This window comes from Phytoamicus setariae, assembly GCF_016722925.1.
In the GTDB taxonomy this organism is placed as follows: domain Bacteria; phylum Pseudomonadota; class Alphaproteobacteria; order Rhizobiales; family Rhizobiaceae; genus Rhizobium_E; species Rhizobium_E setariae.
The window spans coordinates 375583-397875 of sequence record NZ_JAEQNC010000002.1; the positions used below are offsets into that span (position 1 = coordinate 375583).

The window sequence follows — 22293 nt, forward strand, 5'->3', positions numbered from 1 at the left end:
GAGCAGTGCGTGCCCTTAAGGTGACCTTAACAGTCTGCCCCACAACAGCAACGAGGACCGGATGTTCCGATTCCTGCTTGCCGGATGGCTTGCGATTTACCGAGAAATTTAATGTTCCGTCCCATTTTGAGACAGGCTGCAGCAATCTGTATGGCCGGGATCAAACGCCGTCCGGCGGCGCAAAGAAGCAATTCACATGATATTCGGTTGGATGGAGGCAAATATGAAAGTTGCCGTCGCCGGACGGGATCTCGCTGCCATACGGGATGAGGAACCGATGCGCCCTGGTGGCCAGCCTGTGGTCACCCGGTTTGAGAAATATTGAAAACCCGAGAGTGCCTTTTCTGACGTCATCTCCCGGGATGCGCTGGCAATCTCCACCGAGATTGCTAGCCCTGCAACAGGCGGGCGGATATGTCCATCCGCTATCGGTTTGATGTGCGGTGCTGGCAAACGACAGATCGAGAAAGATCGCCGCGGCGATTGGCAAAGCTGACAGATGGGGCATGGGATGGCTCCGATCGTATTTGTCGATCTCTGCTATCCCGCAATTCTACGCCTCTTCGCTTCTCGGGGTAATCAGAAATTGCCCGCAGGGCGTTATCTGCGGCGATCAGCCGAATGATATGACGCGTGCGGTATCATCGGTCGCCAGTATCCCTCCGGCAACCTTTTTGAGGGCGTCGCGGTATATCCGGTGCTCGGCGGTCAGCACGCGTGCGGCGAGCGTATCGGATGTGTCGCCGTCGAGGATCGGTATTGCGGCCTGCGCGATGATCGGGCCTTCGTCCATCCCTTCTGTTACGTAGTGCACGGTACAGCCGGCCACTTTCATGCCAGCTTCGATGGCCCGCTGATGGGTGTGCAGGCCGCGGAACAACGGCAACAGCGATGGGTGGATGTTGACGATGCGGTTTTCGTAGGCAGAGATGAATTTGCCGGTAAGCAGCCGCATATAGCCTGCGAGGCAGAGGAAATCCGGCTGCAGACCAGCGAGGAATTCGAGGATGGCGGATTCGTGTGCCTCCTTGGAGTCATAGTCCTTGCGTTCGAACGCGGCAGTACGAATGCCCCGGGCCTCTGCCTTGGCGAGGCCACCCGCATCCTTCTTGTCGGAAATGACGGCGACAAACTCGACGGGGTAGGCGGGATCCTTTGCTGCCTCGATCAGAGCCAGCATGTTGGATCCGCCGCCCGAAATGAAAATCGCCGCCTTCTTCTTCATCATAGGGCGAGCTGGCCCTTGTAGATGACGCCGGCCGCGCCCTCGGCACGAGCGACCATTCGGCCGAGCGTTACAACGGTCTCGCCTTCGGCTGTGAGCGCGTCAGCGACGAGCCCGGCCTTGTCGGCATCAACGACAACGATCATACCGACGCCGCAATTGAAGGTGCGCAGCATTTCCTTTTCCGCGACTCCACCGGTGGAAGCCAGCCAGCGGAACACGGGCTTGAGCGGGATTGCGGCCAGATCGACCTCTGCGGCGAGCGTCTTCGGCAGCACGCGTGGAATGTTTTCAGGAAAGCCGCCGCCGGTGATGTGGGCGAGCGCCTTGATCGCGCCCGTCTCGCGGATGGCCTTCAGCAGCGGCTTGACGTAGATCCGGGTCGGTTCGAGCAACGCTTCCGCGAGAGACTTGTCCGCATCGAAGGGGGCTTTCGCATCCCAGCCGAGGCCGGAAAGTTCGACGATCTTGCGGACCAGCGAATAGCCGTTGGAATGTACGCCGGAGGAGGCCAGCCCGAGGATGACGTCACCCTCGTTGATATCGCCGGCAGGCAGCAACTGGCCGCGTTCGGCCGCACCGACGGCAAAACCCGCCAGATCGTAGTCGCCATCGCGATACATGCCTGGCATTTCGGCGGTCTCGCCGCCGATCAGTGCGCAGCCCGCCTGACGGCAGCCTTCGGCGATGCCTGCGACGATCTCGGCGCCCTGGTCCGGGTCGAGCTTGCCGGTGGCGAAATAATCGAGGAAGAGCAGCGGCTCTGCGGCCTGCACGACAAGATCGTTGACGCACATCGCTACAAGGTCGATGCCCACGGTGTCATGCTTGCCCGCATCGATAGCGACCTTCAGCTTGGTGCCGACGCCGTCATTGGCGGCAACCAGGATCGGGTCCTTGAAGCCAGCGGCCTTGAGGTCGAACAGGCCGCCAAAACCGCCGATCTCGACATCTGCGCCGGGCCGGCGCGTCGAGCGCACATGTGGCTTGATCTTCTCGACCATCAGGTTGCCGGCATCGATATCGACGCCTGCATCGCTGTAGGTCAGGCCGTTTTTCTTCGCGTCGGTCATCGCGGGTCTCCGGTGGGATAGATCTTGTTTCTCGCGCAATGGCATGATGCGACCGAGGTTTCAAGCATTCGATGTGCCAATCCAGATGAAATCGGCAGTTCTCGGGCCTGTAACACGCAGAACCATATCGGTAATTGCATCGACAAGCGCGTCGCACCTTTGTGTCCGCACGCCAATTGGACCGGTGGATCACACTTCTCGTCGATGTTACAGGCCAACCATGGGATCGAATGTGTGCAATTTCTAATCGCTTTTCCGACCATTCATACCCGTTATCCCCAGCCCCCTCGACCTTGACCCATCCGCCTCATCACCGTATTGCCTACGGGACCCATTTTTAGCGAGCGGAAGTACCCATGATCTCCCACATCACAGGCCAGAGCCTACGTCGGCAGGTCTTCTTCTGGTTGGTCGTACTGGCGTTGTTCATCGCCTTCCTGATGCTGTTTTCGACGATCCTGCTGCCCTTCGTGGCCGGGATGGCGCTGGCCTATTTCCTCGATCCGGTCGCCGACCGGCTGGAGAGCTGGGGCCTGTCGCGCATGGCAGCGACCGCGGTTATCCTGTTGTCCTTTATCGTCCTGCTGATCCTGGGGCTGCTGATCATCATTCCGCTTCTTGCGAGTCAGGCGGTGGATTTCGCCGAGAAGGTGCCGGGCTACATTACGTCTATGCAGCTGATCGTCAGTGATGCAAATTCGAACTACATGCCGACTTGGCTCAAGGGCCAGATGGGTACGCTGAAAGAAAATCTCGCCAAGTATGTCGGTGAGGGCGCAAGCTTCATCGCCGGGCTATTCGTGCAGATCTGGGCGTCCGGCAAGGCGCTTGTCGATGTTCTGTCGCTCCTCGTCATCACACCGGTCGTCGCCTTCTATCTCCTGCTCGACTGGGACAACATGATTGCCAAGCTCGACAGCTGGGTGCCGCGCGACTGGTTGCATGTGGTCCGCAGGCTTGCCGGCGAGATGGACGACGCCATCGCCGGTTTCGTGCGCGGGCAGGGTACTATCTGCCTGATCCTGGCGATCTTCTATGGTGGCAGCCTGTCATTGGTGGGGCTGAATTTCGGCCTGCTGATCGGTATCGTCTCCGGGCTCGTCTCGTTCATTCCGTATCTCGGATCGCTGCTCGGACTGGTGCTGTCCGTTGGCGTAGCGCTCGTTCAATTCTGGCCGGATTATCCGTGGGTTATCCTGATCGGCGGAATCTTTTTCTTCGGTCAGGTGGTCGATGGATATGTGCTGCAGCCGAAACTGATCGGCGAGAAGGTCGGATTGCATCCGGTTTGGCTGATGTTCTCGCTGCTTGCCTTCGGCGCATTGTTCGGTTTCGTCGGGCTGATGGTGGCTGTGCCGGCCTCCGCCTCCATCGGAGTGCTGGTTCGCTATGCTATTTCCCGCTATCTTGAAAGCGATCTGTATCATGGCGAGGCGGACAGGATCGCGCCCGCCAAGGAAGCTGCATTGACAGCTGAGAAATGACATGAGCCTGACAGATAGAAAGACACCTCGCGCGCAGCAACTGCCGCTTTCCTTCGGCCACGAGCCGGCGACCGGTCGCGACGATCTGGTTATTTCCGACCCGGTCAGCGCCGCCGCCTCGATCGTGGACCGCTGGCCAGACTGGCCGTCGCCGGTCGTCATCATCACCGGCCCGCCGGGATCTGGAAAGAGCCACCTCGCCGAAGTCTGGCGCAGGGCGAGCGCGGCAGCGCAAATCATGGATGGCGGCAGCGCTGATCCGGTGTTGCTCGCCGAACAGGGGGCGGTGCTGCTTGAGGATGCCGACCGCTCGGCGTTGGACGAGACGACGCTTTTCCACGTCATCAATGCCGTAAAAAGCCATGGCACCAGCCTGATGATCACCGCGCGCGCCTGGCCCTCGGCCTGGAACGTGAGGTTGCCCGATCTCGCCTCGCGTCTGAAGGCGGCGACCGTGGTGGAAATCGGGGCGCCCGACGATGCGCTGCTTACACAGATCCTCTTCAAGCTTTTTGCCGATCGGCAATTGTTGATCGACGAGAAGCTCGCGGCCTATATCGTCAGCCGGATGGAGCGTTCGCTCGATGCCGCCCAACAGATCGTCGATCGGCTCGACCGGCTTGCGCTCGCTCGCGGTGTCAAGATCAGCCGCACGCTGGCGGGCGAGATCCTCAACGAAATGAGCGCCGATGGTTGCTGATGCTTGACTGTCATCGAACTGTCGTCATTCTGTAATAGTCACCCACCAAAAGTTAGTGACATACATTTTCAGACGGATCAGCAGCATGAATGTAAGCGCGCCAGAAATTCTCCAACCCGAGGCAATCACCGCCGAAGCGGCCCTGCTGTCGAGCCCGGAGCGCTTCATCAACAGGGAGTTTTCCTGGCTACAGTTCAATCGTCGCGTGTTGGAAGAAACCCTGAACACCAACCACCCGCTGCTTGAGCGCGTCCGCTTCCTGTCGATTTCCGCCAACAATCTCGATGAATTCTTCATGGTCCGCGTGGCTGGTCTCGAAGGTCAGGTGCGTGCCGGCATCTCGATCAAGAGTCCGGACGGCCGCGCTCCGACCGAGCAGCTTGAAGACATCCTGAAAGAGATCAACAACCTGCAGATGGAGCAGCAGGCTGCGCTTGCGGTGTTGCAGCAGTACCTGGCGCGCGAGGACATCCTGATTGTTCGCCCCGGTGCGGTCAGCAAGGATGATCGCAAATGGCTGGAGAGGGAGTTCGACGAGGCGATCTTTCCGGTGCTGACGCCGCTGTGCATAGATCCGGCTCATCCATTTCCATTTATTCCCAATCTCGGCTTCTCGATGGGACTGCAACTGACCAGCATCAGCGACAAGGAGCCGATGACGGCGCTGATCCGTCTGCCGCAGGCGCTGGACCGTTTCGTACGCCTGCCGGATCTCGATGGCGTGCTTCGCTACATCACCCTGGAAGACACGGTGCTGCTCTACATCGAGAAGCTGTTTCCCGGCTATAAGGTGAACGGCTCCGGGACATTCCGGATCATCCGCGACAGCGATATCGAAGTCGAGGAAGAAGCGGAAGATCTCGTCCGGTTCTTCGAGACGGCGCTGAAGCGCCGCCGGCGGGGCTCGGTCATCCGCATCGAGACCGACAGCGAGATGCCGCAGTCGTTGCGCCAGTTCGTGACCCACGAACTCAACGTGCCGGAAAACCGGATTGCGGTTCTGCCGGGGTTCCTGGCGCTCAATACGCTTTCGGAAATCACCAAGGCGCCGCGCGACGACCTGCGCTTTCCGCCCTACAATGCCCGTCACCCCGAGCGGGTGCGCGAGCATGCCGGCGATTGCCTCGCGGCTATTCGCGAGAAGGACATGATCGTCCACCACCCCTATGAATCCTTCGATGTGGTGGTGCAGTTCCTGATTCAGGCCGCCCACGATCCCGATGTCGTGGCCATCAAGCAGACCCTCTATCGCACCTCCAACGACAGCCCGATTGTTCGTGCGCTGATCGACGCGGCAGAAGCGGGAAAGTCGGTAACTGCGCTTGTCGAGCTGAAGGCCCGTTTCGACGAGGAAGCAAACATTCGCTGGGCGCGCGACCTCGAACGGGCGGGCGTGCAGGTCGTTTTCGGCTTCATCGAACTGAAGACACATGCCAAGATGAGCATGGTGGTGCGACGTGAAGAAGGGCGGCTCAGGACCTATTGCCACCTCGGCACCGGCAACTATCATCCGGTAACGGCCAAGATCTATACCGATCTTTCCTACTTCTCCTGCAATCCGATCATTGCCCACGACATGGCCAATGTCTTCAATTTCATCACTGGTTATGGCGAGCCCGAAGCCGGCATGAAGCTGGCAGTCTCTCCCAATACGTTGCGTCCGCGCATTCTCCAGCACATCGCCGAAGAGACCGAGCATGCCCGGCAAGGTCGGCCGTCGGGGATCTGGATGAAGATGAATTCGCTTGTCGATCCGGAGATCATTGACGCGCTCTATAAGGCGAGCGGCGCGGGTGTGAAGGTCGAACTCGTCGTGCGCGGCATCTGTTGCTTGAGGCCACAGGTGCCGGGTTTGTCGGAAAATATCAGCGTCAAGTCGATTGTCGGTCGTTTCCTCGAACACAGTCGCATCTTCTGCTTCGGCAACGGTTTCGACCTGCCAAGCGACAAGGCGCTGGTCTATATCGGCTCGGCAGACATGATGCCTCGCAACCTGGATCGACGGGTCGAGACGCTTGTTCCGCTCATCAACAAGACTGTGCACGAGCAAGTGCTGTCACAGATCATGCTGGCCAATCTGATTGACAACCAGCAGTCCTACGAGATACTGCCCGACGGAACTTCGAAGCGCATAGAGGTGCGTGACGGAGAGGAGCCGTTTAACGCGCAGCTCTATTTCATGACTAATCCGAGTCTGTCCGGACGCGGTGAAGCCTTGAAATCCAGTGCGCCGAAGCTGATCGCCGGGAGGTTCTCCTCCAGTAGGAAGTAATAGTTCGCCGAATTGTCTGTAGCAGGATGTTCGTCGACCTCTGATTGGATCTACATGGTAGAGTCAGAAGCCCAGGGGCGATTGCCCGGCATAGAGCCGATTTCGATTGTGGATATCGGCTCGAACTCCATAAGATTGGTAATCTACGAAGGCCTAAATCGCGCGCCAGCGATTCTGTTCAACGAAAAAGTCATGTGCGGTCTCGGCAAGGGGCTTGCGCAGACCGGCAGTATGGATGCGGGGAGTGTACAGCGCGCGCTGTCGGCATTGCATCGCTTTCGGGCACTTTCTGATCAGGCGAGGGCGCGGACGGTCTATGTCGTGGCGACGGCGGCGGCACGCGAAGCCAAGAATGGCCCGGATTTCCTCCGCAAGGCTGAAGAAATTCTTGGTCGGAAAGTGCGTTTGCTGACCGGCGAGGAAGAAGCGCATTTTTCTGCTCTCGGCATCATCAGCGGCTATCACGAAGCCGACGGCATCGCCGGCGACTTCGGTGGCGGCTCTCTCGAACTCGTGGACATCAGGGGCAAGAGCCACGCCAACGGCATCACCACGCCGTTGGGTGGACTGAGACTGTCGGAATATTCCGGCGGTTCGCTCGCCAAGGCAGCGAACTACGCGAGAAAGCTCGTTCGCGAGGTGGATTTTCTCAAGGCCGGCGAAGGCCGGACCTTCTACGCCGTGGGCGGTACCTGGCGAAGCCTTGCCAAGTTGCACATGGAGCTCAATGGCTACCCGCTGCACATGGTTCAGGACTACCGCCTGAACTTTGCAGACGCGGTGGCATTTCTAGACAATGTGATCCGCAACAAGGAGCAGAAGGAGCCTGCCTATCAGGCAGTCGCGCGCAGCCGCCGCGCGCTCTTGCCCTTTGGCGCCATTGCCATGCGCGAAGTGCTGGCGGAAATGAAGCCGGAAGCCGTTTCGTTCTCGGTACAGGGCGTGCGCGAGGGCTACCTCTATTCCCTGCTGCCGGAATCCGTCCGCCACCAGGATCCGCTGCTCAGCGCCGCAGGTGAACTCGCGGTATTGCGCGCCCGCTCGCCGGAGCATGCTCGGGAACTGGCCGACTGGACCGGACGCATGATGCCGGCTTTCGGTGTGGACGAGACGGAGGAAGAGGCGCGCTATCGACAGGCTGCCTGCCTGCTTGCCGACATTAGCTGGCGGGCGCATCCCGATTATCGCGGACTGCAGGCACTCAATATCATCGCGCACTCGTCGTTCATCGGTATTACCCATCCCGGGCGCGCCTATCTTGCGCTTGCCAACTACTATCGGTTCGAAGGCCTGAGCGACGACAGCGCAACAAGCCCGCTTGCGGCGATCGGCACGTCCCGCCTGCTGATGCTGGCCAAGTTGCTCGGCGGCATGCTGCGGGTTGTCTATCTCTTTTCGGCATCGATGCCGGGTGTCATCGGGAAATTGCGTTTCGAGCCGCCGCGGGCTGCGGCGAGTGACATCGATCTCGAATTCGTGGTCCCGCCGGAATATTCCGAGTTCGCCGGCGAACGGCTCGACGGCCGTTTGCAGCAGCTGTCAAAGCTGACGGGCAAGAAACTCGCCTTCCGGTTCGAGTGAGCGATCCGTCCGGATCGCCTCCCATCCCGCATCCGGGATGAGAGGTAGAGGGCCGATCAAAGCAGTATATTGTGCTCGCCCAGGTCCCAGCGATCGATTTCTTCGAGCTTGATCGCGTTGCCCTGGCCAAGATCGATGATCACGTCGCCGCCATCGTCGTCATTGTCATCGTCATCGCGGCATCGTCCGCCGTGGTCATCGTCGCCGAAACGGACATGTTCGGCTAGGAAGTCCTCGACACTGCCCTGGATGCCATAGGCCGTCAGGTCCAGCACATCGTTGCTCGCATCAAAGTCCGCCACCAGGTCATGCCCCGATTTCGGAGCGAAGACGAGTGTGTCGGCGCCACTGCCGCTCGAGATGTAGTCGTTTCCCGCGCCGCCATCGATCACGTCGTTGCCGCTGTCGCCAGCCAGCCTGTCTGCACCCTTGTTGCCAAGGATCGCGTCGTTGCCGCGCCCCCCATGGATGAAGTCGCCGAAGCCTGAGCCGGAAATCGTCTCATCTCCGCCGAGTACCAGATTGATGAGCTGGTGACCGTCGAGATTGACCAGAGCCTTGTAAAACGCCTTGGCGGACATATCGAGGTCGGAAATCGCAAAATCCGCCTTGCCAGGGCCATCGATGGTGAAACTGTCGATGGTGCCGCCGGTGACGGCTGGAAGCTTGGAATTGCCCTTGAGCGTGAAGTCCAGGCCGTCGCCATCGACACTGAAAGTCCAGACATTGCCGAACGTCACGCTCAGGTGGTCGTGGCTGATGTCGTAGTCGGTGATCTTGCCGAACTTCTTCAGGTTGAGGCCGTCGAAGTCGAACTTGAACAGTTCGGGCGTATCGAAGTCGAAATCGGACTCGTCGTCATTGTCGTCGTCCCGCCAGTCGTCGTGATGGCCGTGATCGCGATTGTCATCGTGATCGTCGTCCTCGTACCGCTTTCTCAAACCCATAGGTCACCCCGAAACTTCACCGTTGCGCGCGCCGGATCCTGCTGGAATCCATGGCCCCGGGAAATCTACGGATCGCGGGTCAAACAAGTGTAAATCGATTGCTTCGACTTTTAGTGGTCGGGAAGAACACAGAATTCCGGAAAAACGAAATCAGACGGTTTTTAAAAATGTAATTATCTTTCTTCGGGCTCGGTAATGGTTGGCCGCTAGATTGCCCTTCGAAACGTTCATCCCCGCCTTTTCGGAGCCCAGAATGGCCAGCATCACAATTTCGGAAGCCGCCGGTAATTACTCATTCGAGGTAGATAACTTCTCCTTGTCGATGAGTGGCGACTGGTACTCGATCGGCACTTCGACGCTCAAGTATGGCGACAACAAGAACAACTATGTGGAACTACATGGGAAGTTCAATTACTCGTCCGGCTGGTCGAATGCAGAGGCCTATGACGTGATCCGTTCCGTAGACAGCCTAAAGCTCGTGGAAAATGGCAAGGCACAGCTGACGGTGACGGACCTGGACATTCTAAGGGCGGATGTGAAGTCCGAGGCGAGCATACACAGCTATTTTGAACGTCAGGCCTATACGATCAACGGAAACAACGGCTCCAATGACATCTCGGCCGCCGGCATGGCGGACAAGATCAACGGCAATGGCGGCAATGACCAGCTTTCCGGCCTAGGCGGCAACGATCGGCTGTTCGGTGGTGCCGGCAATGACACGATCCTGGGCGGCAAGGGCGCCGATCAGCTTTCGGGCGGCGCTGGCGCCGACACATTCAGTTTCATCAAGGGTGATGGCCGCGACACGATCGCCGATTTCACCGCCTCAGGTCGAGGCCAGGATCACATCGACCTCGATGATTTCGGCGCGAACCTGAAGTTTAAAAATCTCGATATCGACAAACTTGGCCGGCACGATGTCGATATCGACTTCGGCAATGGCGATCACTTGATCCTCAAGGACGTCAACATCAGGGATATCGACGCCCGCGATTTCATATTCTAAAAAGCTTCAGCAAAACGACAAATGGCCCGGGCGCGATCCCGGGCCATTTGTCTTTTGTGCAGGTTTCATCGGTCACTCGGCTTGCGGTGCCACATCCACGACGTCAACCCGCTTGTTGACGAAGCGCAAGGCCATCTCGCCACTGATCATCTTCAAAGCCGGTGTTCCGAAGATCTCTCTGCGCCATCCGTGCAGCGCTGCGACATCTGCGTCCTCGCCCTTGGCCGCAAGCATGTCGAGATCGTCGCCCGAGGCGATGATCTTGGCGGCGACGCCTTGTTTTTCGGCAATCAGCTTCAGCAGCACCTTCAGCATTTCCACTGCGGCACCCGTGCCCTCCGGCAGATTTGTGGGCCGCGGTATCTTGGGCAGGTCCGCCTTGGGGATCGCGAGAGCCGCATTGACCGCGGCAAGGATTGCAGCCCCGCTCTGGGAGCGTTCGAAGCCCTTGGGGATGGTGCGAAGCCGCGCGAGAGCGTCGGTGTCTTTAGGTTGCTGCTGGGCGATCTCGAAAATGGCATCGTCCTTCAGCACCCGGCCACGCGGCACGTCGCGATTGCGCGCTTCGCGTTCCCGCCAGCCGGCGAGGTTCTTGAGGATCGCCAGTTCGATGGGTTTGCGGATCCGCATTCTAAGACGCATCCAGGCATCGTCCGGATGCAGGTCGTAAGTTTCTCGCGATTCAAGGATCGCCATCTCTTCGGCCAGCCACTCCGTGCGGTTTTCACGCTCGAGTTCGGCCTTGAGATGCAGGTAGACATCCCTGAGGTGCGTGACGTCGGCTATCGCGTAATCGAGCTGTTTGTCGCTCAGTGGCCTGTGGCTCCAGTCGGTGAAGCGCGAGGATTTGTCGAGCTGGACGTTCTTTATCTTCTGGACCAGCGAGTCATAGGAGGCGGAATCGCCGAACCCACAGACCATGGCCGCGACCTGTGTATCGAAGATCGGGTGCGGGATAAGGTTGCCCCGGTTGAAGATGATTTCGATATCCTGCCTGGCTGCATGGAAAACCTTGGTGACCGAGCTATCGCCCATCAGCTTGAAGAACGGGGCAAGATCGATGCCGTCAACCAGAGGATCGACGATCGCGTCAAGCTCCGGGCCGGACAGCTGAATGAGGCAAAGCTGCGGCCAGAAGGTCGTCTCGCGCAGGAACTCGGTGTCAACAGCAACATAGTCGCTCTTCGCCAACAGCTCGCAAGCCTCGGTGAGCGCGTTGGTATCTGAAATGATTCTCATGAAAACTCTCGATCCGTCGTGCCGGGCTGTCGCTGGGGTGGTCTCGGTGAACGGTTGTTCTTCAGCCCGTTAATGAGAAAAATCAAGGCTTTCTGATTCTTATCGCCAGATTTTTGCCTTATTTCGCTCTAGACGGGCCGCTGAATGACCCGCGTCAACGTGTAGATGATAAAAATCGACTGTGTCGCGGCTGTGAACCCGAACAGCGATTTCGGCCCGAGATAGCCCATGATCGTCGCCGCAACCGCCGGGCCGATGATGGCTCCTGCCGCCCAGAAGAACAGCAGGCCGGCGGAAACAACCGCGAACTGGCCGGGCCCCGCCCTGTCATTGGCATGCGCAGAGCAGAGAGAATAGAGCGGCATCGAAAAGGCGCCGAGCAGGAAGATGCCCGCGACATTTGCCCAGACGCTGTTGCCGGCGAAGAAGAACAGCAGCAGGCTGGCCACAACCCCGCCCGCCGTCGCCGCCAGGATCACCGAACGGCGATCGCGGATATCGGAGACATAACCGAGCGGATATTGCAGCACGACGCCGGATATGATGCTGGCGCTCAGAAACCAGGCGGTGGCGACGGTGTCAAAGCCGAGTTCGCGGCAATAGACCGGGCCGAGCGAGCGATAGACGGTGTTGGTCATGCCCACCGCGATGCACCCGGTGGCCGCCAGCGGCGAGATCTGCCAGAAGAATTTCAGGTTGAAGTTCATCTTGTCGGGCGGGGAGGGGCTGGATTTGTCGGCAAGCGAGATCGGCGTGATCGACAGTGCAAACGCGATGGCCGAGATACCGAACAATACGAAGCCTTCGCCGCCGAACCAGGGCAGGAAATATTGCGCCGATGTGTTGGATGTCAGATCCACATACCGGTAGATCGACAGGGTTCGCGCCCGGATGGAGTTGTCGACCTTGGCGTTGATCCAACTTTCGATGACCGCAAACAGGATCGCCAGGCAGTAGCCGTTGACCAGGCGCAGCACCATCCACAGCCACGGATCGACGGCAAGGCCGGCGAGGATGATCGTCGCGGTCGATACCGCCGCCATCGCCGAGAATGCCCTTATATGGCCGATGCTGCGGATCAGGGGTGTGATGTGGATGCAGCCGATTGCAAAGCCGAGATAATAGGCCGCAGTAATGATGCCGATCAGCGAGGTCGCAAATCCCTGTTCCGAGCCGCGCCAGGCGATGAGTGTCGCCTGCAATCCATTGCCGAAGATCAGGAACGCGGCGGACACGAGCAGGGGAAAGAGCGGTGCGAGTTTTTTCATGATGCGGCAGACTGAAGGCAGGGCGGGCGAGGACTCACTCGGGATGTGACAACCTTATCCGCAAACGCGTGTGAGGTAAGAGGCAAATGCGACGCTAGCGGGTAAAAATCCGTGAAGTGATTCTCTACCTTCCTTGGCGCCATTCGTGGTTTTTCGCGCGGTTTGAAGTGGATACGGGCGCGACGACAATATAGCCGCATTCACTTGACGGTCACGGAAGCGACACAATTCATAAAAACCTGTTAATTTCCCGCTCCCGTCCGGAGTGCGGGCCGCAATCGTTTTGACAGGCTGATTTGCGCCGGCATAGTTGCGCGCTGGGGGCGCCCATCCGCGTTGGGTGGTAGGGCCAGGGGCAGTCTGCAATATTTTATCGATATTTATGCAGATACATGAGTTCGGATTTCAGGACGCAAGGATGGTCATGAGTTTCTTTCGACGCGGTGATGACAAGGTCGGCGTGCGCGCCTCTTATGAAGGGCAGGAGCGGCCGATGGCTTCGACCATGCCTGCTGACAGCGGCCAGCCGCAGGGACAGTATGCGCCTTTGGAAACACGTGAATTTGAAGCGCTTGGTACGGCGATGGAGGAGCACGAACAGTCCTCCACCATGTTGCTCTCGGGCATTTCGACCGTACAGACCGGCTTGAGCGGGCTGATCGAGGATCACGGGCGCTCACTGCAGGAAGTTGGCCGGCTCCGTACCGAACATGCCCGCGTCAGCGCGATGCTCAAGCAGGAAACGTCCGCCCGTACCAGGCTGGATGAGGAAAGCGTACGCCTTGCCGCCGAAAACCGGGGCATGGCGTCCGACATTGCCCAGCTCCGGATCGAGGCCGATGTGTTCCGGCAGGAATTCACAAAGGTTCAGGCGCTGTATCAGGTCACCTCGGAAGAGCGGAATATATTCGAAGCGCGGCTGTTTGATGCCGAAGGCGAACTAAAAGCCCAGGTTCGCCAGTACGACGAAGCAGCGCTTCTGATGAAGCGCGCCCAGCAGGAGCTCGATGCGCGCAGCCGCGAACTGACATCGATCCGCGAAAGGCTCGAAACGGAAACCACCGCGCATCAGTTGCTTGCCGAAACAACCCAGCGCGATGCGGCCAATCAGTCCCGTGAGATCGCGCGGCTCAATGAGGAGCGCGGCCAGTTGAAGGTCACGATGACCGAACAGGAAACGCTGGTCCGCAGCCTGCAGATGAACCTTGCCAATCTGCGCCAGGAGCTTGCGAGCATCGAAGAGCGGCACAAGCGTCTCGAGACGGAATTCGAGAACCTGCAAGCCACATCGGCGATGGAAAGCGCCCAGATGGCGAGCCGGCAGGAAGCGATGAATTCCAAGGTTATTCTCGCCGAAAAGCTTCTTGCCACCGCAAATGGCCGCAACCGGGTGACCGACGACGAACTGCATCTGGCAAAAGCCGAACTCAAGCGGGTCAAGACCGACCTCGCAACGCTGACCTCGCGCAGCGAGCGCTCCAACGAGGAGCTCGTGCGCTCCCGTTCGATCGGTTCCGAAAGCGAAGCGGCGCGTCGTGAACTCGCCTCGCAGTGCAACGAGCTGACCGCCCGACTGCGGGAAGTCGAGGAGAGCCGGGCCCGGCGTGATCGCGAGGCGGATTCGTTCAAACGCGAGATGGACGCACGCGCCGAGTCCGATCGCTTCGAGATCAGCCAGCTTAGGACAAGCCTCGAGATTGCACGCACGGAAGCTCGCCAATTGAAGACCGAACATGCCATCCTGACCGGCCAGTTGGAAGCCGCACGCGGCGACCGCTCGCGTATCGCCGCCGTCCCGTCGATACCTGAGCCAGCAGCAGATCCTCTGCAATGGACAGGTCGTTCCGAGACGACGCTGCCGATCATCGATATTTCTGAGAAGGCTTTGCGGGCCAGCAGCGCAGCGGTAGCGACGCTCGAAGGCGAACTGACGCTGCCGATGGATTCCAGCGGTCTGCCGCGGTTGCCGCCGGCCGAGTAAGCCATCGCAACGTCGCGATTGAATTCCAGAAGCCGGGGGCATGACATGCCGCCGGCTTTTGCATCTTCTGCCTGCGTGGCAGGGGCGGGCGCACGCCTTGCGCCTTGACAAATCGGGCGCATCATGCGCTTGTCCCGCCGGATTTGAATTGGTCGGGAATCTCTCATTTTGCCCGGCTTCAAGATAAAGATTGCAGGACAAAACCATGCACCGCTATCGCAGCCACACTTGCGCCGCCCTCCGAACCGCCGACGTCGGCTCCACCGTCCGCCTCTCTGGCTGGGTCCATCGCGTTCGCGATCACGGCGGCCTGCTTTTCATCGATCTGCGTGACCATTATGGCATGACGCAGGTCGTGGCCGATCCGGATTCTCCGGCTTTCAAGACGGCCGAGAAAGTGCGCGGCGAATGGGTGATCCGCATCGATGGCGTGGTCAAGGCGCGTTCGGAAGACACCATCAACAAGCATATGGCGACCGGCGAGATCGAGCTTTACGCACAGGAAATCGAAGTGCTGTCCGCCGCCAAGGAACTGCCACTGCCGGTATTCGGCGAGCCGGACTATCCGGAAGACGTGCGCCTGAAGTACCGCTTCCTCGACCTGCGTCGCGAAACCTTGCACAAGAACATCGTCAAGCGCACCCAGATCATCTCTTCCATGCGCAACCGCATGAACGATGTGGGTTTCGCGGAATATTCGACCCCGATCCTGACTGCCTCTTCACCGGAAGGCGCGCGCGACTTCCTCGTGCCGAGCCGTATCCATCCCGGCCAGTTTTTCGCCCTGCCGCAGGCGCCGCAGCAGTACAAGCAGCTGCTGATGGTGGCTGGTTTCGACCGCTATTTCCAGATCGCGCCGTGCTTCCGTGACGAAGACCCGCGCGCCGACCGTCTGCCGGGCGAATTCTACCAGCTCGATCTCGAGATGAGCTTCGTGACCCAGGAAGATGTCTGGAACACCATGGAACCGGTGATGACCGGCGTGTTCGAGCAGTTTGCAGACGGCAAGCCGGTCACCAAGCAATGGCCACGCATTCCCTACGACGAAGCGATCCGCAAGTATGGTTCCGACAAGCCGGATCTGCGCAACCCGATCGTCATGGAAAACGTCACCGAACACTTCGCCGGTTCGGGATTTAAGGTTTTCGCGGGCATGATCGCGTCCAACCCGAAGGTCGAAGTCTGGGCGATTCCGGCCAAGACTGGCGGTTCGCGCGCCTTCTGCGACCGCATGAATGCCTGGGCGCAGAGCCTTGGCCAGCCGGGCCTGGGCTACATCTTCTGGAAGGACGAGGACGGCAAGACGGCCGGCTCCGGTCCGCTTGCCAAGAACATCGGCGAAGAGCGCACGGATGCGGTTCGCACCCAGCTCGGGCTCGAAGCGGGCGATGCCTGCTTCTTCGTTGCCGGCGAGCCGTCGAAATTTTACAAGTTCGCGGGCGAGGCACGCACCAAGGCTGGTGAGGATCTCAACCTGGTCGACCGTGACCGTTTCGAGCTTTGCTGGATCATCGACTTCCCGTTCTACGAATGGAGCGAGGAAGAAAAGAAGGTCGATTTCGCCCACAATCCGTTCTCGATGCCGCAGGGTGGCCTCGAGGCGCTTGAGACCCAGGATCCGCTGACGCTCAAAGCCTACCAGTACGACGCGGTTTGCAACGGTTTCGAAATCGCCTCGGGCTCGATCCGTAACCAGTCGCCGGAACTGATGGTCAAGGCATTCGAACTTGTCGGCCTCAGCCAGTCGGATGTGGAAGAGCGCTTCGGCGGCATGTACCGGGCATTCCAGTACGGCGCGCCTCCGCATGGCGGCTGCGCATTCGGTATCGACCGCGTGGTGATGCTGCTGGTCGGCGCCAAGAACCTGCGCGAGATCACGCTGTTCCCGATGAACCAGCAGGCGCAGGACCTGTTGATGAACGCACCGGCTCCGGCCATGCCCAAGCAGTTGATGGAACTGTCGCTGCGGGTCATTCCGCCGGTCAAGAAAGACTGAGCCTTTGGCATGACGAAATTGAAATCCCGGCGCAATCGCCGGGATTTTCGTTTGCGCTGTGGCCTGCTCACATCTCGATGTTCTGCTCCGAGGCGACTTCACCCCTGAGCTCGCGCGGATAGTATCCGAGCCGGAGATTGATGCCGTATTCGACATAGGCCTTCATGCAGGCCAGCATCTGCGACCAGCCCTCGCAGTTCATGTAAGAGCTCGTCGGGCCGCGATCGTTTTCTCGCTACCGGTACTCGAGAGTGCCGGGCTGGTGATCGTGACCCGAGAGGGCCGCGAGCGTTGGAACCATCTCAACGCGCTTCCGATCCAGGAGCTTCACGACCGCTGGATCAGTCAATATGCCGGTCATGCCATGAACGTTCTCGCCGCCCTGCGCGATGAATTGTGAACGTCGTACTCGGAAGCCATCAGCAGAGCCAATGGGGGCCGGCATTGCTCACACGCGAGATCCCGGCTAAACAAAAGCATATGCTTTTCGAGGAGTGGGGTTTGATGTGGTCCGAGGCTGCAGCGCGGCTGAAGGCGGCTTTCACGCGTGTTGTCGCCTCCGCGGTCGCCGCCGCTCTGGCGTACTGGCTGGCGCGCGCGCTGCTCGGCCAGCCGCGGCCGATCTTCGCCGCGATTACAGCCATCATTTGCCTGGCGCCCGGCATCCTCAATCATTTCCGCCAGAGCGTTAATTTGCTGATCGGTGTCACGATCGGCATCGTCATGGGCGAACTTGTGTTCCTCATTCCGCAGGAAATTGGTGAACTGCGCATAGCCATTGCGGTGTTTGTCGCAATGTTCCTCGGCTCCGCGCTCAGTCCGCTTCCTGTCGTGCCCATACAGGCGGGTGTTTCCGCCTTGCTCGTTATCCTGATGGGGCCGCAGACCGCAGGGGTGCCGCGTTTTCTCGACGTCATTATCGGCATCGTGGTTGGCCTGACGATCGCCGTCGTGTTTTTCCGAAGCCGGCTGAAGATCAGTGACTGAGGTTCCGTCGCAGGTATTCTCCAGCGACTGCACGGAATCTTGCATTGGCATTCCGCTGGTCGGCCGACATTGTCGTGGTCTGCGATTTCGACCAGGATGGCCGAGTGTTCTTCGGGAGGGTGCTGGCTGATGTGGTTGTTCGAAGCCATCGCGCATATGAAGGCCGCTTTTACGCGTGTGCTGGCCTCGGCAATTGCTGCCGGGCTTGCCTATTGGCTGGCCAATCTTCTGCTCGGCCACAATCAGCCGATTTTTGCGGCGATCAGCGCCATCATTTGTCTCGCACCGGGCGTGCTCAATCATTTTCGCCAGAGCATCAATCTGCTTGCCGGCGTTTCGATCGGCATTCTTTGCGGCGGGCTGATATTTCGTATTCCCTACGACCTCGGCGAACTCCGATTTGCGATTGCGGCCTTTGTCTCCATGTTGATTGCTTCGGCCTTCAACATGGCTTCGACGGTATCTATCCAGGCAGGCGCGTCCGCCTTGCTGGTCATCTTGCTTGGGCCCGAGAACGCGGGTCTCAGCCGTTTTCTCGACCTCGTGATCGGAGTGGCGATAGGCATGTCATTTGCCATTATCTTCTTTCGTTCCCGCTTCGACTTGCAAGATTGACGTCAATGCTCCGAGCCTTCCGGTGCAACATCGCGCATGATTGGGTGCGGGTTCCCGGCTAGCATGGCTACGGCTGCCTTATGATCTCCTGAAATCCCCGAATTTGTCAGGATTCCGCCCATGTCCCGTCGAAATTCAGCGGTGATTGAGCCGCAATCCCCCTGCAACCTCCGCGATGCGGGTTACCCGCTTTGATATGACAGGGGAAATTCATGACCACACAGGACGAAGCAGACCGGGAAGCGGATTTGCCGCCACCCGATTTCACCAACCAGCGGGAGCAAGGACGGCCGGGCTCATTTGCCGCGTTCATGCGCCTGCCGGGCGTCAAGTTCATCATCGTCGGCATTATTTCGGTAATGCTCCTGGTACCCACGCTGCTCGTCTGGGCGATGGTGGAGGAGCGCAGCCAGCGCGCCACCGAAGTCTCCCAGAAGATCGCCGCCGGCTGGGGTGGTGAGCAGGTCGTCAATGGGCCGTATCTGGCCGTACCGATCAGTGTCAATCGCAGTCATACCAATCAGAACGGCAGCGTGACCTGGCAACGAGAGACCGAATGGATGCTGTTGATGCCGGAAGAGCTGAACATCGACACGACGCTTGTCACCGAAGCGCGCAAGCTGTCGATCTATTCGCTGCCGGTCTATAATGCAAAATTGTCCATCAGGGGTGCGTTTGCCGCATCGATGAAGGATAACCTTGCCCGGCTGGAAGGTACGCCCGATCTGGACAATGCTTTTCTGGTCATGAACATCGGCGATATCACGGGTATTCGCTCCGACGCCGAGATCCGTTTCGACGATGACGTGGCACAGGCCTTCGAACCGGGCATGAAGGGCATCGTGTCGTCCAGGCCCAGTTTCAGCTCATACCAGTACGGCGATCCCCAGCGTTCGGAGACCGGCATCAACAGGCCGGTCACCAGAGCGATGATCGAAAAGGGCTTTGCCTTTGATATGGAGCTGTCGCTCAATGGCTCGGGACGCTTGTCGGTGGCGCCCGCGGGCCAGACCACCAGGCTCGAGGTCGCCGCAAACTGGCCCGATCCGGGCTTTGAAGGTCTCTATCTTCCCGAAAGCAAGACCATCGACGCGAAGGGCTTCAAGGCGGGATGGACCATACCCTATCTGGCGCGCGGCATCGACAAGGTGTCGTGGGGGCAGGCAATGCCGCTAGCCGGCAATCTGATGTCGGTCAATCTGGTGGAGCCGGTCAAATTCTACCAGATCGTTTCGCGTACTCTGAAATATTCGATTGGCTTTATCTCGTTGATGTTCTTTGCGGTTTTCATCATCGAGCTGAAAAGCGGGCGCATGGTCCACTGGGTTCAGTATGTGTTGACCGGGCTGGCGCTGATCATCTTCTACATCCTGCTTCTGGCACTTTCGGAACATGTCGGCTTTGCGAGCGCCTACAGCATCGCTGCCATCGCCACGACGTTGCTGATCGCAACTTATGTCGGGTCGGTAACCGCAAGCCGGAAAAGCGGGCTTTCTCTGGCCGCGGTGCTGGGGCTGACTTATGCGGTGATGTATCTCATCCTGCGCGAGGACGAATATGCTCTGCTCGCCGGGGCGATCATCTCTTTCGTAACGATCGCCGTTACGATGTATTTCACCCGCAACATTGACTGGTCGGGAGCCAAGCAATCGCGGTGAATGCAATTCCCGGGCGGTTAACGCCGCCCGGGATATGAGTTATCGGGATCATTAGCGCATTCAAAACATTCGATTTTTAATAGAACGGAAACTGTTTCGAGCTACGTCTCGGTAGACAGGGCACGGCTTTTTGCATGATGGCAATTTCAGACTGTCATTGCTTACCAAATCAGTTTGGCAAGGGATATTATCCAGCATTCATGCTCCATCCGCCCGAGTTTCGTGCGGGATCTCGCTCGGACGATTTCCCGCGACGTTTTCGCCAAGACCACCATGCATGCCGATAGTATTCCTGCACTCAAAGGGAATATTCATGTCATTTCTCCAGAACGCCAGCATCAGGACAAAGATCCTGTCCCTCATCCTGCCCATCTGCCTTGTCGGCATTGGCGGCGCGGCGATCATCTCCACGCAATACAAACAGGCCGACGCAGTATATTTGGATTTCATCACGACCGATGAAGTGGCGAGCGTCGAAATGCTGCGCGTCAACAGGAACATCCAGGCGATGGGCTACCGCGCCTACCAGGCGATCGTTTACGACGCCTCGGAGGATTTCTACGCGGGCATCATCGAGCAGTACCGGAGAAACACGAAGCAAGTTGACGAGCGCCTGACGTTGGTCAAGACGCTCGTGCCTGAACATGGCGAAGCCGTAGACGCCTTCCGCAAACGCGCGCTGGATATCATCAAGATCAGCGACAGGGTCATCGACCTTGCCTCGGTCGGCAGCGATGTCGAGGCGCAATCCTCCATGACCAAGGCAGACCGGTTGATCGCCCCCCTGGAAGAAGATATCCGCACATGGCTGACCGATTATCTCGCGCATGTGAAGGCGCGCAGCCAGGAGCTGTCCGCCCAGACCGCCTCCACCATCCTCTATTCGTTGCTGGGCCTCGGTGCAGTCTTCGCCCTGGCCATCGCCGCAGCCCTCTTCGTTACCAGCCGTGGCATCACTACGCCCATTGCTGGCCTGCGCGAACGGATGGCGACGCTGGCAGCCGGCGAGACGGATGCGGAAATCGCCGGCCTCGGTCGACGCGACGAGCTCGGCGACATGGCCAAGGCCGTTGCAGTTTTCAAGGACAATGCTGTCGCCAAGGTCGCCATGGAGCGGCAGGCGGAAGCAAACCGTTCCCTGAGCGAAAAGGAGCGTCTGGAGCGTGAAGAGCAAAAGGCTCGCGAAGCCGCAGAGTCCAAATTGGCAGTAGATGCCCTTGCGACCGGCCTTGGACGCCTTGCCGATGGCGACGTGGCCTATCGCATCAATACGCCGTTCGTAGCCCGGCTCGACAACCTTCGCAATGACTTCAACAATTCACTCGAGAAGTTGAACATCGCCTTGCGGGCCGTCGGCGACAATGCCCGTGGCATCGATGCAGGTTCCAACGAGATCCGCTCGGCAGCCGACGACATGTCCAAGCGAACCGAACAGCAGGCGGCCTCGGTCGAGGAAACCGCGGCAGCCCTTGAACAGATCACCACGACGGTCAAGGACTCCACGCGTCGCGCCGAAGAAGCGGGTGCGCTGGTGGCACGTGCCAAGGCCGGTGCGGAAAAATCGGGCGAAGTGGTTCGCCGCGCGGTGCAGGCCATGCAGGGGATCGAAAAGTCATCTGGCGAGATCGGCAACATCATCGGCGTCATCGACGAAATCGCCTTCCAGACCAATCTGCTTGCCCTCAATGCGGGTGTCGAGGCGGCACGCGCCGGTGACGCAGGCAAGGGCTTTGCCGTCGTGGCCCAGGAGGTGAGGGAACTCGCCCAGCGTTCAGCGAATGCAGCCAAGGAAATCAAGGCGCTGATCAACACGTCCGGCCAGCAGGTCAAAGCCGGCGTGGAACTCGTCGGCGAGACTGGAACCGCACTCGAACTGATCGTCAACGAGGTCCAGGAAATCAACCAGCACGTCAACGCGATCGTGGAATCGGCCAGGGAACAGTCTGTCGGCCTTCAGGAAATCAACACGGCAGTCAACACCATGGACCAGGGCACGCAGCAGAACGCGGCGATGGTCGAGCAGTCGACGGCGGCAAGCCACAGCCTCGCAAGGGAAGCGTCGAGCCTCAATCAATTGCTCTCGCAGTTCAAGCTTGGTGGCGAAGCCAGGTCCGCAGCGGTCGTCAGGGTCGCGACGGACGTTTCCCGACCCGCGCCGTCTCCGGCTCGCGCGCTCAGCAGCCGGCTTGCCAATGCTTTCGGCGGCCGGGCGTCCGCCGCTGCGGTGCAAGACCAGTCCTGGGAAGAGTTCTGATCCGCGC

The 22293-nt window shown here is 59.3% G+C and carries 16 protein-coding genes and 2 pseudogenes; 12 read left to right on the top strand and 6 right to left on the bottom strand.

The features are described 5' to 3' along the window. Nucleotides 1–613 precede the first annotated feature (613 nt). Both purN and purM read right to left on the bottom strand, forming a co-directional pair. Nucleotides 614–1228 (bottom strand): phosphoribosylglycinamide formyltransferase, encoded by a 615-nt coding sequence (gene purN / locus JJB09_RS04515; protein WP_201653726.1) that lies wholly within the window; start codon nucleotides 1226–1228, stop codon nucleotides 614–616. Next, nucleotides 1225–2298: a phosphoribosylformylglycinamidine cyclo-ligase gene (purM, locus tag JJB09_RS04520; protein ID WP_201653729.1), complete on the bottom strand. Its 1074-nt coding sequence runs from the start codon at nucleotides 2296–2298 to the stop codon at nucleotides 1225–1227. Before purM ends, purN begins: the two co-directional genes overlap by 4 nt. Before the next feature lie 356 nt (nucleotides 2299–2654). Here purM and JJB09_RS04525 point away from each other — a divergent pair, with 356 nt between their 5' ends. From JJB09_RS04525 to JJB09_RS04540, 4 genes are all read left to right on the top strand, one after another. Further along, a complete protein-coding gene (locus tag JJB09_RS04525) occupies nucleotides 2655–3782 on the top strand; it encodes an AI-2E family transporter (protein ID WP_201653732.1) in 1128 nt (375 codons plus the stop codon). A gap of 1 nt (nucleotide 3783) precedes the next feature. Beyond that, nucleotides 3784–4482, top strand: coding sequence for a DnaA regulatory inactivator HdaA (hdaA, locus tag JJB09_RS04530; RefSeq protein ID WP_201653735.1), 699 nt, complete (start codon nucleotides 3784–3786; stop codon nucleotides 4480–4482). An 85-nt stretch (nucleotides 4483–4567) separates the two neighbouring features. Then, nucleotides 4568–6754 carry an RNA degradosome polyphosphate kinase gene (locus JJB09_RS04535; protein ID WP_201653738.1) on the top strand — a complete coding sequence of 729 codons (2187 nt, stop codon included), beginning with the start codon at nucleotides 4568–4570 and terminating at the stop codon, nucleotides 6752–6754. A gap of 54 nt (nucleotides 6755–6808) precedes the next feature. After that, nucleotides 6809–8335 (top strand): Ppx/GppA family phosphatase, encoded by a 1527-nt coding sequence (locus JJB09_RS04540; RefSeq protein WP_201653741.1) that lies wholly within the window; start codon nucleotides 6809–6811, stop codon nucleotides 8333–8335. Nucleotides 8336–8391: 56 nt separating this feature from the next. Here JJB09_RS04540 and JJB09_RS04545 read toward each other — a convergent pair whose 3' ends face one another. Further along, complete coding sequence (locus JJB09_RS04545; protein ID WP_201653744.1) at nucleotides 8392–9282, bottom strand: calcium-binding protein; 891 nt, start codon at nucleotides 9280–9282, stop codon at nucleotides 8392–8394. A gap of 253 nt (nucleotides 9283–9535) precedes the next feature. Between JJB09_RS04545 and JJB09_RS26890 the strand changes: the two genes are divergently transcribed. Beyond that, nucleotides 9536–10288: a calcium-binding protein gene (locus JJB09_RS26890; protein WP_201653747.1), complete on the top strand. Its 753-nt coding sequence runs from the start codon at nucleotides 9536–9538 to the stop codon at nucleotides 10286–10288. Between the two features lie 72 nt (nucleotides 10289–10360). On the opposite strand, the gene rnd is transcribed toward JJB09_RS26890, so the two are convergent. Next, nucleotides 10361–11527 (bottom strand): ribonuclease D, encoded by a 1167-nt coding sequence (gene rnd, locus JJB09_RS04555; protein WP_201653750.1) that lies wholly within the window; start codon nucleotides 11525–11527, stop codon nucleotides 10361–10363. Between the two features lie 128 nt (nucleotides 11528–11655). Next, nucleotides 11656–12795, bottom strand: coding sequence for an MFS transporter (locus JJB09_RS04560; RefSeq protein ID WP_201653753.1), 1140 nt, complete (start codon nucleotides 12793–12795; stop codon nucleotides 11656–11658). A gap of 424 nt (nucleotides 12796–13219) precedes the next feature. Here JJB09_RS04560 and JJB09_RS04565 point away from each other — a divergent pair, with 424 nt between their 5' ends. Together JJB09_RS04565 and aspS are read left to right on the top strand one after the other, a co-directional pair. After that, entirely contained in the window at nucleotides 13220–14776 is a 1557-nt protein-coding gene (locus tag JJB09_RS04565) for a coiled-coil domain-containing protein (RefSeq protein WP_201653756.1), read from the top strand. A gap of 205 nt (nucleotides 14777–14981) precedes the next feature. Further along, nucleotides 14982–16772 carry an aspartate--tRNA ligase gene (gene aspS, locus JJB09_RS04570; RefSeq protein WP_201653759.1) on the top strand — a complete coding sequence of 597 codons (1791 nt, stop codon included), beginning with the start codon at nucleotides 14982–14984 and terminating at the stop codon, nucleotides 16770–16772. Nucleotides 16773–16839: 67 nt separating this feature from the next. Here aspS and JJB09_RS04575 read toward each other — a convergent pair. Beyond that, a pseudogene (locus JJB09_RS04575) lies at nucleotides 16840–17007 on the bottom strand (SRPBCC domain-containing protein); the annotation flags it as partial. On the opposite strand from JJB09_RS04575, the pseudogene JJB09_RS04580 reads away from it, so the two are divergent. From JJB09_RS04580 to JJB09_RS04600, 5 genes and pseudogenes are all read left to right on the top strand, one after another. Continuing rightward, a pseudogene (locus tag JJB09_RS04580) lies at nucleotides 17008–17172 on the top strand (transcriptional regulator); the annotation flags it as partial. Nucleotides 17173–17276: 104 nt separating this feature from the next. Further along, complete coding sequence (locus JJB09_RS04585; RefSeq protein ID WP_201653762.1) at nucleotides 17277–17759, top strand: FUSC family protein; 483 nt, start codon at nucleotides 17277–17279, stop codon at nucleotides 17757–17759. Between the two features lie 129 nt (nucleotides 17760–17888). After that, entirely contained in the window at nucleotides 17889–18374 is a 486-nt protein-coding gene (locus JJB09_RS04590; protein ID WP_246748571.1) for an FUSC family protein, read from the top strand. A 212-nt stretch (nucleotides 18375–18586) separates the two neighbouring features. Continuing rightward, nucleotides 18587–20032 (top strand): cell envelope integrity protein CreD, encoded by a 1446-nt coding sequence (gene creD, locus JJB09_RS04595; protein WP_201653765.1) that lies wholly within the window; start codon nucleotides 18587–18589, stop codon nucleotides 20030–20032. 313 nt (nucleotides 20033–20345) lie between these two features. Further along, nucleotides 20346–22286, top strand: a complete 1941-nt coding sequence (locus JJB09_RS04600; protein WP_201653768.1) for a methyl-accepting chemotaxis protein — start codon at nucleotides 20346–20348, stop codon at nucleotides 22284–22286. The last annotated feature ends 7 nt before the right edge of the window (nucleotides 22287–22293 follow it).

Bases quoted from the DNA above. Each gene is read 5' to 3' on its own strand.
- purN (WP_201653726.1), bottom strand. From the start codon at position 1,228: ATGATGAAGAAGAAGGCGGCGATTTTCATTTCGGGCGGCGGATCCAAC.
- purM (WP_201653729.1), bottom strand. From the start codon at position 2,298: ATGACCGACGCGAAGAAAAACGGCCTGACCTACAGCGATGCAGGCGTC.
- JJB09_RS04525 (WP_201653732.1), top strand. From the start codon at position 2,655: ATGATCTCCCACATCACAGGCCAGAGCCTACGTCGGCAGGTCTTCTTC.
- hdaA (WP_201653735.1), top strand. From the start codon at position 3,784: ATGAGCCTGACAGATAGAAAGACACCTCGCGCGCAGCAACTGCCGCTT.
- JJB09_RS04535 (WP_201653738.1), top strand. From the start codon at position 4,568: ATGAATGTAAGCGCGCCAGAAATTCTCCAACCCGAGGCAATCACCGCC.
- JJB09_RS04540 (WP_201653741.1), top strand. From the start codon at position 6,809: ATGGTAGAGTCAGAAGCCCAGGGGCGATTGCCCGGCATAGAGCCGATT.
- JJB09_RS04545 (WP_201653744.1), bottom strand. From the start codon at position 9,282: ATGGGTTTGAGAAAGCGGTACGAGGACGACGATCACGATGACAATCGC.
- JJB09_RS26890 (WP_201653747.1), top strand. From the start codon at position 9,536: ATGGCCAGCATCACAATTTCGGAAGCCGCCGGTAATTACTCATTCGAG.
- rnd (WP_201653750.1), bottom strand. From the start codon at position 11,527: ATGAGAATCATTTCAGATACCAACGCGCTCACCGAGGCTTGCGAGCTG.
- JJB09_RS04560 (WP_201653753.1), bottom strand. From the start codon at position 12,795: ATGAAAAAACTCGCACCGCTCTTTCCCCTGCTCGTGTCCGCCGCGTTC.
- JJB09_RS04565 (WP_201653756.1), top strand. From the start codon at position 13,220: ATGAGTTTCTTTCGACGCGGTGATGACAAGGTCGGCGTGCGCGCCTCT.
- aspS (WP_201653759.1), top strand. From the start codon at position 14,982: ATGCACCGCTATCGCAGCCACACTTGCGCCGCCCTCCGAACCGCCGAC.
- JJB09_RS04585 (WP_201653762.1), top strand. From the start codon at position 17,277: ATGTGGTCCGAGGCTGCAGCGCGGCTGAAGGCGGCTTTCACGCGTGTT.
- JJB09_RS04590 (WP_246748571.1), top strand. From the start codon at position 17,889: ATGTGGTTGTTCGAAGCCATCGCGCATATGAAGGCCGCTTTTACGCGT.
- creD (WP_201653765.1), top strand. From the start codon at position 18,587: ATGACCACACAGGACGAAGCAGACCGGGAAGCGGATTTGCCGCCACCC.
- JJB09_RS04600 (WP_201653768.1), top strand. From the start codon at position 20,346: ATGTCATTTCTCCAGAACGCCAGCATCAGGACAAAGATCCTGTCCCTC.